At 63.5% G+C, this 12378-nt stretch carries 13 protein-coding genes; 4 read left to right on the top strand and 9 right to left on the bottom strand.

Annotated features, from left to right (window positions below):
* The first annotated feature begins 25 nt into the window (after positions 1–25).
* Entirely contained in the window at positions 26–763 is a 738-nt protein-coding gene (locus GAU_RS15560; RefSeq protein ID WP_015894855.1) for an MIP/aquaporin family protein, read from the top strand.
* 201 nt (positions 764–964) lie between these two features.
* Here the strand turns inward: GAU_RS15560 and GAU_RS15555 are convergent, their stop codons facing one another.
* From GAU_RS15555 to GAU_RS15545, 3 genes are read right to left on the bottom strand one after another with little or no spacing between them, the layout of a single operon-like run.
* Entirely contained in the window at positions 965–2182 is a 1218-nt protein-coding gene (locus tag GAU_RS15555) for a tRNA guanosine(34) transglycosylase Tgt (protein WP_015894854.1), read from the bottom strand.
* Positions 2179–2787: an HD domain-containing protein gene (locus tag GAU_RS15550; protein ID WP_015894853.1), complete on the bottom strand. Its 609-nt coding sequence runs from the start codon at positions 2785–2787 to the stop codon at positions 2179–2181. Before GAU_RS15550 ends, GAU_RS15555 begins: the two co-directional genes overlap by 4 nt.
* Positions 2788–2831: 44 nt before the next feature.
* A complete protein-coding gene (locus tag GAU_RS15545; protein ID WP_015894852.1) occupies positions 2832–3404 on the bottom strand; it encodes a YqaA family protein in 573 nt (190 codons plus the stop codon).
* A gap of 75 nt (positions 3405–3479) precedes the next feature.
* Between GAU_RS15545 and GAU_RS15540 the strand changes: the two genes are divergently transcribed.
* The 3 genes from GAU_RS15540 to GAU_RS15530 all read left to right on the top strand — a co-directional run bounded on the left by GAU_RS15540 (position 3480) and on the right by GAU_RS15530 (position 7462).
* Positions 3480–4391: an ABC transporter ATP-binding protein gene (locus GAU_RS15540; RefSeq protein WP_015894851.1), complete on the top strand. Its 912-nt coding sequence runs from the start codon at positions 3480–3482 to the stop codon at positions 4389–4391.
* Positions 4391–5203 (top strand): ABC transporter permease, encoded by an 813-nt coding sequence (locus tag GAU_RS15535; RefSeq protein WP_015894850.1) that lies wholly within the window; start codon positions 4391–4393, stop codon positions 5201–5203. Before GAU_RS15540 ends, GAU_RS15535 begins: the two co-directional genes overlap by 1 nt.
* Before the next feature lie 150 nt (positions 5204–5353).
* A complete protein-coding gene (locus GAU_RS15530) occupies positions 5354–7462 on the top strand; it encodes a M28 family peptidase (RefSeq protein ID WP_156799080.1) in 2109 nt (702 codons plus the stop codon).
* Between the two features lie 73 nt (positions 7463–7535).
* Here the strand turns inward: GAU_RS15530 and GAU_RS15525 are convergent, their stop codons facing one another.
* The 6 genes from GAU_RS15525 to GAU_RS15500 all read right to left on the bottom strand — a co-directional run bounded on the left by GAU_RS15525 (position 7536) and on the right by GAU_RS15500 (position 12359).
* Positions 7536–7829, bottom strand: coding sequence for a YciI family protein (locus GAU_RS15525; protein WP_015894848.1), 294 nt, complete (start codon positions 7827–7829; stop codon positions 7536–7538).
* Between the two features lie 63 nt (positions 7830–7892).
* Positions 7893–8711, bottom strand: coding sequence for a carboxypeptidase regulatory-like domain-containing protein (locus tag GAU_RS15520; protein WP_015894847.1), 819 nt, complete (start codon positions 8709–8711; stop codon positions 7893–7895).
* A gap of 205 nt (positions 8712–8916) precedes the next feature.
* Complete coding sequence (locus GAU_RS15515; protein WP_015894846.1) at positions 8917–9753, bottom strand: carboxypeptidase-like regulatory domain-containing protein; 837 nt, start codon at positions 9751–9753, stop codon at positions 8917–8919.
* On the bottom strand, positions 9738–10559 hold the full coding sequence (locus GAU_RS15510; protein WP_015894845.1) for a carboxypeptidase regulatory-like domain-containing protein: 822 nt from the start codon (positions 10557–10559) through the stop codon (positions 9738–9740). The genes GAU_RS15515 and GAU_RS15510 overlap by 16 nt, the downstream gene beginning before the upstream one ends.
* 86 nt (positions 10560–10645) lie before the next feature.
* Positions 10646–11092, bottom strand: coding sequence for a Fe-S cluster assembly sulfur transfer protein SufU (gene sufU / locus GAU_RS15505; RefSeq protein ID WP_015894844.1), 447 nt, complete (start codon positions 11090–11092; stop codon positions 10646–10648).
* Positions 11093–11111: 19 nt separating this feature from the next.
* Positions 11112–12359 (bottom strand): aminotransferase class V-fold PLP-dependent enzyme, encoded by a 1248-nt coding sequence (locus tag GAU_RS15500; protein ID WP_197525994.1) that lies wholly within the window; start codon positions 12357–12359, stop codon positions 11112–11114.
* Positions 12360–12378: the final 19 nt, after the last annotated feature.

Below are 12378 nucleotides of genomic sequence, written 5' to 3'. Positions count from 1 at the left end.
CCACCCGCGAACCGTGAGTGATGCTATGCCGGCTGGCCTGCCGCAGACCGTGATCGGTGAATTCCTCGGCACCCTCGTGCTCCTCCTCCTCGGCAACGGTGTGGTGGCCGGCGTGTTACTCGAGGAATCGAAGGCGCGAAATGCGGGATGGGTCGTGATCACGGCCGGCTGGGCCTTTGCGGTCCTTTGCGGCGTGCTCGTCGCCACGGCGCTCGGTGCGCCCGGTGAACTCAATCCGGCAGTTACGATTGCCAATGTGATTGGTGGCACACGCACGGCGTCCGACGCCATCGCTCACATCGCCGCGCAACTGCTCGGTGCCATCGGGGGCGCCAAACTGGTTTGGCTGCACTATCTCCCGCACTGGCGCATCACGCACGATCAAGGACGCATTCTCGCGTGCTTCTCGACGGGACCTGCCATTCGGGCACCGGGTGCCAATCTGCTCAGTGAAGTGATTGGCACATTTGTGCTGGTGTTGGTTGCCACCGCGATTGGTGCCGCGGCCGCAGCGGGAGCGACACCAGCCACCAATCTCACGCCGGCCCTGGTCGCCGCACTCGTGTGGGGGATCGGTCTGTCACTCGGTGGCACGACCGGCTACGCCATCAATCCCGCGCGTGATCTCGGGCCGCGCATTGCGCATGCACTATTGCCCATCGCAGGCAAGGGATCGAGCGACTGGAGCTATGCCTGGATTCCGGTGCTCGGTCCCGTGCTTGGCGCGTCGCTGGCCGCACTGCTGTGGAGCGCGCTCAACTGAGCCCGTCGGTGCGTTGCTGGATTGGAAGGGCAACCGCACGGGCGCCGCTGCGCGGCGCGAAAGCTGCATGACCAGAAGGGAACACCGCAGGTCAAAACAAAAAAAGGTGTGGGTCTTTTGAAAAGTACCACCCATTTTCTCCCTTCAATTCCTGCCGTTTTCCGCCGCGTAGCGGCAACGCGGTAACCCTTCAGTTCCCAATCAATCCTTTTCTTTTCGCCGATAGCGCGCGAGCCACTCCCCACTCCAGCCCGCGAACACACCGTCACGCAACGCCACTCGCGTCTCGCGCATCAGCTCCATCAGGAAGGTCAGATTGTGCAGCGCCAGCAGGCGCGGACCCAGTGGTTCTTCCGTGACCATGAGATGTCGCAGATACGCTCGGTCGTACTGCGTGCACGCCGGACAGGGACATGCATCGGTCAGCGGACGGCGGTCGGTGCGATTGCTGCTTTTCTGGATCTGCATCTTGCCGTCGCGCGTGAACACCGTTCCGTGACGCCCCATACGTGTCGGTGCCACACAATCGAACAGGTCCATGCCACGCGACACGGCTTCCAGCAGATCATCGGGAAAACCCACACCCATCAGGTAGCGGGGTTTGTCGGCCGGCAACAGCGGCGAGCACACGTCGAAGGTGTCGTACATCGCCTCTTTGGCTTCACCCACCGAAAGGCCACCCACCGCCACGCCTACCCAGTCACCGGCGCTCAGAATCCCCTCGATGGAGGCGCGACGCAACTCGGCGTAGGTGCCTCCCTGAACGATCGGAAAGAGTGCCTGCGGCGGCGCCAGCCGATCTCGTTCAACGTCGTGTGTCGCGAGCGGCGGCGCACCATCGGGTACCGACATCGACGCCACCGGTGCGCGCCCTTCCCGGGAAAGTCGCTCGAACTCCACGCGACACCGCTCCAGCCAGCGCAGGCTGCGTTCCATCGCCGAGCGAGATGCGTCGAATGACGAACCGCCTTCGATCAGTTCGTCGAGTTGCATGATGACATCGGCGCCGATATTGCGCTCGATCTGCATCACCTTTTCTGGGGTGTAGCGATGCCGCGAGCCATCGAGCTTGCTGCGGAATTCCACACCGTCTTCCGTCACGGTGCGATAGCGTGACAACGAGAACACCTGATACCCGCCGGAGTCCGTGAGCATCGGACCATCCCAACGCGCAAACGCATGCACACCACCCAAGGCACGCACCATCTCGTCACCCGGACGCAGATAGAGGTGATAGGCGTTGGCCAGCACCATCTGCGCACCTGCGTCGCGGATCTCGTGCATCGCCAGCCCCCGGACCGACGCATGGGTGCCCACCGGCATGAACGCCGGCGTCTGCACGACACCGTGTGGTGTGCGGAAGGCGCCCAGCCGCGCCGCACCGCTGGCGTGGCTGGTGCTGAAGCCAAAATCGGTCACGCGGGTTCGCCGGATGACATCTCACGCTCCCGCGCGCGTTGCTCGGTTTCTGCATCGAGAACCGTGCGGATTGCACGCAGGATCGGATCGTCGGTGGTGTAGCGTTGACCATACTGTAGGTTGAAGCGGAAGTCGAAATCGTCTGGCATCAACCCCTGATTGTGCTGCAGGATGGTCTCCAACTTGTCGAGCCCTTTCGCCAGCCGGGCTTCCGGTGAGGCCGCCTGCTCGTACTCATCCCAGAGCGCAACGAGCTCCTCACGTACTCCCGTTGGGAGCGGCGTCACCAGCTCTTGCAGGTCCTGTCGTTCCTGCTCCGCCTTGCTCGGCGCGCCCGCTTGCTGCACGGCCGAGATATCACCGCCGATGGCTTCGCCAAGGTCGTGCACGAGACAGATGCGCAGCAGCTTGCCCACGTCGATGCCGGGAAAATGAGGGGCCAGCACCAATGCCATCAAACAGAGACGCCAGGTGTGCGCTGCCACCGTCTCCGGCAAGCCGGTCGACGTCCACGATGTACGCGGCGAGTGTTTCAACGATTCCGCAGCGCGCAGGAAACCAAGAATGCCGTGCAGTGCGTCGGCGGAAAGAGCGGCGTCTGACATGGAAATGGAGTGCGAATTCAGTAAGTCTGGCGATGTGCTGCGGCCTAGGAGGCCCGGGGCGGAGCCGAGTCGACAGTGGTGTTGGCCGGTCGTACCCACCGCGCGACCGCCTGTGCACCGCCATGTCGTACCAACCACGCCAGCGCCAGCGTGCGCGTGAGTCGGCCGGCCAGCAAGGCCCCCGCAAAGGCCACAAAGGGCACACCAATCGCGCCTGAGGCGATGCTCGTGAGCTTGGTGGACAACGGGCTCATGGTGCTCGCCAGAATGGCCCACGCCCCAAACTTCGCGAGACGGGCGCGATACTCGGTGAACGCATCCGGCGAGAACCCCAGCCAGCGGGCGATCGGCCCCTCGAGCACAGACAGGGCTTCTGCGCCAAGCCAGTACAGGAGTACGCTGCCGATGACCGTTCCCGCCGTGGCGACCAGGGCCAACCGGTAGGCGCGTTCGGGGCGTGCCAAGGCGAGTGGCAGGAAAAACAGGTCGGCGAGCCCCGGAAAGATGCAGCCCTGGAGCAAACCCCAGCCCAATACCACGGCATTCGACCACCCCGCATCGGCCCACTGCTGCAGCCGAGCGAGGAAACGGGTCAGGAAGCGCGGCGCCGGCGACATGCCGGAAAGATAGTTTGGCGGCGCGTCAGCTCCGACTGGCATATTTGAGCATCCCGCTCCGTTATCTTCGCAGTTGTGCTGGCCATCGATCTTCAGAACCTCACCAAACGCTACCGTCAGGTCACGGCCGTCCGTGATCTCACGTTGCAGGTCGCCCCGGGCGAAGTCGTCGCATTCCTCGGTCCGAATGGGGCCGGCAAGACGACCACCATCGACATGATCCTCGGGTTGGCTCGGCCCGACACTGGTTCGGTGCAGGTGTACGGCACCACGCCGGCTGCAGCGATCGCCCGCGGGGACGTGGCCGCCGTCATGCAGACCGGTGGGTTGCTCAAGGACTTCACTGTCCGGGAGACCGTGCGTTTCACGGCATCGCTGTATGCCGAATCGCGGCCGGTGGATGACGTCATGGCGCGCGCCGGGATCACGCACATCGCGGATCGTCTGGTGGGCAAGTGTTCCGGCGGCGAGCAACAGCGGCTGCGTTTCGCCATCGCACTGCTCTCCGATCCGCGATTGCTGATTCTCGATGAACCCACCACGGGGATGGACGTGGAAGGACGTCGCGAATTCTGGACGGCCATTCGGGAAGACGCATCGCGTGGACGCACGATCCTGTTCGCCACGCACTATCTCGATGAAGCCGATGCGTATGCCGACCGCATCGTGTTGATGCGTCAGGGCGATATCGTGGCAGATGGCACGACCGCCGAGATCAAGGCGCGTGCCCTCGGACGTTCTGTGCGTGCGACCTTGCCCAGTGCGGATCTGGCGCAACTGTCCGCACTACCGGGTGTGTCGCACGTCGAGCAGCGCGGTGACACGGTGTTGCTGCAATGCAGTGATTCGGATGTCGTCGCGCGTCATTTGCTCACGCAGACCATGGCCCGCGATCTCGAGATCGTGGCGCAGAACCTCGAGGCGGCCTTCGTGGCATTGACCGGACGAGCGTCCGACACCAGCGCCAACGCACGGAGTGACACCTGATGGCCCGAACGGACGTTCATGCCGATGCGGGCGACCGCGCTGATGTCGCACTCGATACGGCGCGTCGTGCACCGGCCTTTGGCGGATTCAACCTCACTGCGCTGTTTCTCGAGTTGCGTCGTGTGCTGCGCAATCGCCGCACGGTGATATTCATCCTGATCTTCCCAAGCGTCTTCTTCTACCTGTTCGGTATGAACAACCCCGGAGCCCGACGGGGAGACGTTGTGGTGCTGGCCTATGTCATGGTGAGCATGGCGGTGTACGGTGCGATGGTTGGCACCACCTCGGGCGGGGCCGCTGTGGCCGTCGAGCGCAGCCTGGGCTGGAGCCGTCAACTGCGACTCACGCCACTGACGCCCGTGGCCTACGTCAGCATGAAGGTGCTCAGTGCCATGACCCTTGGCCTGATCGCCATTCTGTCGACATTCACGATCGGTGCATTGGCTGGCGTGAGTCTCACGCCACAGCAGTGGCTGTTGTGTGGCCTCGCCGCCTGGGGCAGTTCGTGTGTGTTCGCGGCCTTCGGATTGTTCATGGGTTTTCTGGTGCCATCGGAAAACGTCATGCAGTTCGCCGGACCGGCCATGGCCATCATGGCGTTGTTCGGAGGCATTTTCATTCCGGTGGACAGTCTGCCTGCCGGCGTACGTACGATCGCAATGTTCACCCCGATGTATGGCATCGGTCAGCTAGCTCGCGCGCCGCTCAATGGCGAATTCACGGTCGGCGCCGTGGTCAGTGTGGTGGTGTGGGCGTTGGTCTTTGGTTCTGGCGCGATGCTGCTGTTTCGACGCGACACGCAGCGGGTATAGCCCGCGAGGATGCTGGTCCCGCAATCCGGTCGTGCCATCACCAGGCATTGCGTGCTGTCCCTTCCCTCACTGATGAGTCGTCTGACACGTCAACGCGGACGAGGGTCCGTGCGTCGCCAAGGCATGAGTTTTCCCTTCACCCATCCCTCCATGAAATCCCTCGGCGCCTTCTTTTTGGCCGCCCTGATCGCCGCCCCCGCGCTGACGGCGCAGGAACGCGAAGATCGTACGCTCCTCACGCAGGAGCAGATGACCTCCATCATCAACGAAGTCTCCGGCGAGCGGGCCATGCACCACCTGCTCGAGCTCGTGCCCTATCAGCGCATTCGCACACCGGAGGAGTACAACCAGCCGTTCCGCGAAAGCCAGGTGATCGAGCGCTTCGCGAAGGCCTACGGCTTTTCCAACATCAAGACGGTCGTCTATCAGCAGGGCGGCATGGCATTTCAGCCCACCCGTGGTGAGCTGTGGATGACGACGCCCAAGCTCACCAAGCTGTTCGATATTCACGACATCCCCCTGGCATTGCCGTCGCTCAACGCGAGCGGTGATCTGTCCGCGGACCTGATCGATGTCGGCGCCGGCCGGGCGCAGGATTTCGAAGGCAAGGATGTGAAGGGCAAGTTTGTGGTCTCGTCGGGCGCGACCGGTGCGGTGTACTCACTGGCGATGTTGCGCGGCGCGATCGGTGTGCTCGGTGTGAGCGCGATCGGCTATCAGCGTTCGGTGGACTTCCCGAATCAGATCGTGAACAGCACCGTGCCGGCGCAGCCGGGAACGGTGGCCTGGTCGGTCACGCCGGAAGTGCAGCGCAACCTGTCGGCATTGTTGGCGCGCGGCGAGAAGATCACGATCCGCTCGGTCGTGGAAACCGCGCAGGTGCCGATGAAGGCCGAGTACGTGTGGGCGCAGATCCCCGGCGACGGCAGCACCACGCAGGAAGTGGGCATCAGTTGCCACCTGTACGAAGGTGTGATCAAGCAGGGGGCCAACGACGACAACTCGGGTTGCGCGCTCATCCTCGAAGTGGGCCGCGCCTGGATCAAGCTGATCAACGAAGGCAAGCTGCCGAAGCCCAAGCGCACGATCAACTTCCTGTTCGTGCCCGAGATTCAGGGTACCAACGCGTTCTTCCAGGCCAACCCGGATAAGCGCAAGAGCATCATCGGTACGCTCAATTTCGACATGGAAGGCATTCGCGTCGCGATGAGCCGCAGCTTCTGGATCCTGCAGCGCACGCCGGACACGTTCCCGTCGTACCTGAACGACATCGCGCAGAGCATGATGGAGTACATCGCCGACATCTCGCGTGAACGGGTGCGTTTCCGTCGGTCGCTCTCGGGTTACGCGCCCACCCAGCCGGTGGAGTCGGTGCGTGGCAGCAAGGACGCGTTCTACATCAAGATCGACAAACACTACGGGTCCAGCGATCACGTGGCGTACATGAGCAACGGCGTGCCGGCCGTCATGTTCATCACGTGGCCCGACATGTGGTATCACTCCAGCGAAGACACGCCGGACAAGCAGGATCCGACGCAGTACAAGCGTGCGGCCGCGGTGGCCCTCGGGGCCGGATCGGTGTTGTCGGCTGGCACCGAAGAGATGGCGGCCCGTGTGGTGCAGGAGAACCTCGGCCGCGGTCTCGGTCGCATGGGCGAAAGCCATGTGAAGGGGCTGGGGTACATGGCCGATGCGAAGGACGGCCCGACGCTCACGCGCGCCTATGCGGAAGCCCGTAACGCGATTCGTCACCAGACAACGATCGAAAAGGCCGTGGTGCGTTCGGCGGTGGTGCTGTGGACGGATACGACGGCTGGCGCCAAGCGCATTGCCGGCTTCCTGCCGCTGCTCGATCAGCGTGCGGCGTCGTTGCTCAACGAAGTGAAGGCGGCGTACCAGCTCCAGGCCTTGCAGCGCAACGTCCCGGCCACCGAGCCGGTGCTCAGCGCCGATGAGAAGGCCGCAGCGCTGCTGCGCGTGGAACTGCCCACCGCGGCCAATGCACCGGCTGCTGGTGGTCCCGGCGGACCGGGCGGTCCTGGTGGTGGTGCGCGTGGTGTTGGCGGTGCCGGTGGCCCGCAGCTCCCCGACGAATTCAACGCCGAGTTGGGTCTGCTCCTCCGCAAGGGTGTCACTGCGCTCGAACTGCGCGACTTCCTGAGCGGTGAGTTCACGCCGCTGCCGATGGATCAGGTGATGGCGGTGCTGAAGGCGCGTGAAGCGCAGGGGCAGATCCGCCTCGTGCCGATCAAGAAGTAGTCGGCTTCAGGCCCGGGGAAGTACAAACGCCCCCCGCGAGTTCGTCTCGCGGGGGGCGTTCTGTTGGTGGGCCTTACAATCGATCCAGGTCTTCCTTGCCGATCACCGGTGCCCACGGCAGCAGTTCATACTGGGCCACCGAGTGTTTGACGAACGGGTCGCCATCACGAATGCGATCGAGTGAACCGTGCACATCATCGTCGGGGACCCGCAGCAGCAGGCCGCCGCCGGAGCGCGGATCAAAGGGGCCGGACGCAATGAGCAGTCCCTGGGCCTTGAGCTCGCGCAGATAGGCGCGATGCTCGTCGACATGTGGTGCCACCTCTTCGAACGGGCGGCGATAGCGGATGAGGGCGAGTGCGTACATGTCTGAAATCGAATGGGCTCGACGCATCGCGTCAACCAGCTTCCATGTCCGCCCCGCCTACGGTCAGTATTGCGTCCAGAGTACCAGCGTGCCACAGGGAGCGGTGCCACTGCGATTGAATTCCGGAGGTAGTTGAGAGACCGAGTAATACTCCGCCGCGAGGACCCGACCGAGACCCATTCGATTGATGTCCAGCAACGTTTCGTCGGGCCCGCTCGAATAGAGGCGAATGCCGTCCACGATGATTGCGATGTAACACGCCACCGGGGCTCGGTTGCCCCGGTCGATCATGTCTCCGCGCGGCATCTGGTTGATCGACACCGCGCCGCGTGAAGAGGCGTACACACGTTTGCTGCCAACCGCGATCTGCCGCAGTCCGGGGATGCGTTGCGTCAGCAGCGTATTCCACAGCAACGGATCCGGATAACCGAGCTGCGTGGAATCGAGGAAGCGTCCGGTCCCGAACTTCTTTCGCTCTTCGAACGCCCGCAGATTGGGCTTACCCGCGAGGGGATCGGCGCGAGTCTCGACCCGTTGCAGTTCGGTGATGGGCTCGAGCAGGACCACGAGGCCTTCCACGCCGTGCACGGGCACCTCGAGCTCACGAAGGTGTTCGCGGTGGCCGAGGGAACGCACAACCAACTGCACGCGGCCCGGCTTCACCGGAACGAGCTCGAATCGGCCCAACGAATCCGTGCGCGCTTGCAGGGCCGTACCCGCGACGAGGATTTCCGCACCGGCGAGCGGTCGCTGCGTCGTGGATACCTGTACCACGCCACTGACACGCGTCTCCTGCGCCGAGGCGGGTGAAGCCACAAGCACCGAGAACGCGGAAATGCCGGCGGTGAGAACCAGAACCTTCAGTACGCTCCGCAAAATCATCCGCCTATCGACGAGTCCAAAGTACCAGTGCACCACTAGAGCTGAACAACGTGTGATTCCCTCTTACGTCGGCAAGATGGAGATTGGGTATGTGCTGCAGAAGTCGCTGCGCCCAGTCGGCTGGACCAGTGACCTGGAGGACCGTGGCATCGAGAAATCGACCGATCCCCATCGGAAGCGTGGCATACCACATTGGTCCGCTCGGTTACCGTCTGGTCCATAGAACCAGCGCGCCGCAGCTCACGGTGCCGAGGCGATTGAATTCGGCGGGTAGCTGGGCTGACGTATAGAACTCGGCCGCAACGAACGGGGGGCCACTCCAATTGGTGACATCGAACAGGCCCTCTTCATTCTGGCTATTGTACCGAATCACCCCATCCACGATGATGCGCGCATAACACGCTTGTCGCGCTCCTCTCTGCACATCAGAAACATCACCACTGGGCAGCCTTCGAAATGTGCCAATGCCCCGTGTCGTGACCAGGGCCTTGCTGGCGCCATAGCCCACGGCCCGAAGACCCGGCGTTTGTTCTACTAGACGCTGTGCCCACTGCGAGGGATCTCCATGGGTCCACAATGTCGTCGAGTCCATGAACCGGCCGATGCCGAGATTCCGGCGACTTTCGAAATCGGCCAGATAGTGGGGCACAGCCTTGGCTCGCACATCCACGCGTTTCAGCTCTGTTGCAGCCGGCCGCAACAAGAGATCGAGATTCTCGAGGCCCTCAGCAGGAATATCCAGATCCACCGCCACCGATTGATAGCCCACAGCCCGTACGGTGAGGCGGTGACGTCCCGTCGGGAGATTGCTGAACGCAAACTCACCGGCCGAGTCGGAGCGCGCGGAGAGGCCGACACTGTGCAAAATCACTTCGGCACCGGCAATCGGCCGTTCGAGCGAGTCGACCAGCACCACGCCACTCAGTTTGGCCGTTCCGATGATGCGCTGCGCATCGAGTCGGTCTACCGCCAGTACACAGAGACACAGTGCTGCGCCGAGTGCCCGCAGACCGCGCCTTGCTGCCGCTAACGTCCCGTCCATAGTGCCAATGTGCCGCATGGTGCATTGCCCTCGCGATTGAACTGCAGCGGTGTCTCCGCGACCGTGTAGTACTCGGCGGCAACAAACGGTCCTTCCAGGCTGTTCACATCCAGCAACGGCTCTCCGGGGCGGCTTCCATAGCGCTGCAGTCCATCCACGATCACCTGGACGTAGCAGTTCGGGGGGGCGCCTTGTGCGAGATCGAATGCGTCCCCTTTGGGCCGCTCTCGAAATGAGATCGCTCCTCGGGTGCTGGCAAACGAACGCCGGCCCGAATAGTTGATGAGGCGAACGCCCGGAATTTTTTCCATCACCACGCTCGCCCAGCGTTTCGGGTCGACATCGCCCAGTACGGTCGAGTCGAGGAATCGACCGATGCCGAGCTTGCGACGCTCTTCGAATCCGTTGAGCAGGAACGCGCGAATGCCGCCACTCGCCTTGACGTCTACTGTCTCCAGCTCATTGACGGCACGCTTCAAGGTCATGTGCACGTCATCCACGCCATCGGCCGGCACGTCCATGTTGACCGTGATCGTCTGAAAGCCCACTGCGCGCACCATCATGCGATGCCGACCGGAGGGTAATTCCCGAAAGGCAAACGCCCCCGTCGAATCCGTCCGCGTTGTGCGTCCGACACTGGTGAGGACAAGCTCTGCGCCGACGATCGGTGTCTTGGTGGAATCCGCGCGCAGGGAACCCAGCACAAACGCCGGTCCTGTCACGCCTTGGGCGCTGAGCGTGGTACTGGTCAGTGCACCAAGGCAAAGCCCACTGAGGACCACTGCGAGGCGCCGCCACATACGCATTGGGGGATACTCCCGGGAGGCTGGTGATTCCGGCATTGACGGGACCGGGACTGCCAGATTTTACCTGCCCGGGGGGGAACGCGCGACTATTCCGTCGCGTTCTGCACGGCCTGGTGCAATGCCTGCCATGCCATACGCACACAGCCGTGTCGGCCGGGAAATGGCGCCACACTACGGAGCGGCACGAGTACGTCCGGCAGAGCCACTGTCTCGTCGGGCGACACCAGCGTGCGCTCCAGCGCGGCAGACAGCCCCTGCGCCTCAGAGACGCTGAGCCCCATCACGGCGTCCGTCATCATGGACGCCGACGCTGTAGCGATCGAACACCCGCGCCCGGTGAACGACACATCCACCAGATGTCCGCCATCCACGCGGACGAACACCTGGATTTCGTCGCCGCACACGGGATTCTTGAACACGGCCGACGCGTTGGCATCCGGCATGTCCCGGCGATTGTGTGGCGCCCGATGGTGTGCCAGCAGTGCTTCCTGGTACATCGCCGCAATGGACGCCGAACTGGCCTTGCCGCTCACACGAACACTCGCCGGAAGCTCAGGACGCGGTCGAGAACAGTGACTGCGCTGCCGTGAGGGCGCCGACCAGGGCGTCCACGTCGGACTCATCGCTGTACACGTAGAACGAGGCCCGCGCCGTGGCGCTCACACCAAGCCGACGCATCAGCGGCTGTGCGCAGTGATGCCCCGCGCGGATGCACACCCCATGCTGGTCGAGAATGGTGGCCAGATCATGTGGATGCACATCGGTCATGGAGAAACTCAGCACGCCGCTGCGCTGCGCCACAGGGGGGCCATATACCGTCACACCGGGCAGCGCCAACAGCTTGGCTTCGGCGCGTTCGAGCAGCGCCAGTTCATGCGCGCGCACGTTGCCCATGCCGAGACCGTCGAGATAGGTCACGGCCGCCGCGAGCCCCACGGCATCGGCCGCATTGGGCGTGCCGGCTTCGAACTTGTGCGGCAACACGTTCCACGTGCTTTCGGTGTCGCGCACCCATTCGATCATGTCCCCGCCGTACTGATAGGGCGGCATCGCTTCGAGCAGTGCGCGGCGACCCAACAGACATCCGCTGCCCATAGGGCCCAACAGCTTGTGCCCGCTGAACACGTAGAAGTCCACGTCGAGCGCGTCGAAGTGGACCGGCAGATGTGGCACCGCCTGGGCGCCATCCACCGCAATCACCGCACTCGAACGGGACCGCACGATACGCACCACCTCATCCAGCGGGGTGATGGCACCCACCGCGTTGGACACATGCGTGACTGCCACGACCTTGGTGCGGTGATTCACCACCGATCGCAACTGATCGAGATCGATCGTCTGCTGCGGTGTGAGCTCCACGATGCGCAGGGTGGCGCCGGTGGAACGCGCCAACTGCTGCCAGGGCACAAAGTTGGCATGATGCTCGAGCGCGGTGATCACCACTTCGTCACCGGCCTGCACGTTGGCGCGCCCCCAGCTCGAGACCACCAGGTTCATGGCTTCGGTGGTGCCACGCGTGAAGATCAGGCAGTCGGTGTCCGACACCCCCACGAATCGCGCGATGGTCGCGCGGGCTTCGTGATACACATCGGTTGCCTTGGCCGAGAGGGCATAGGCGCCACGGTGCGGATTGGCGTTGGCGGTTTCGTAGAAGCCACGCAGCGCATCGAGCACGGCGGCGGGCTTCTGCGATGTGGCCGCGGAATCGAGATAGTGCAGCCCGGGATTGGCGGCCAGCAACGGAAAGTCCGCCCGCGGGGCCAGTGACGACAGCATCGACGAGTGCGTATGCGAATCCATCAGCGATCCGACTCCTGTA

The sequence above is a fragment of the Gemmatimonas aurantiaca T-27 genome (assembly GCF_000010305.1).
Lineage (GTDB): Bacteria > Gemmatimonadota > Gemmatimonadetes > Gemmatimonadales > Gemmatimonadaceae > Gemmatimonas > Gemmatimonas aurantiaca.
Note: the sequence above shows the minus strand (reverse complement) of the source record. Positions and strands in the feature narration are given on the sequence as shown.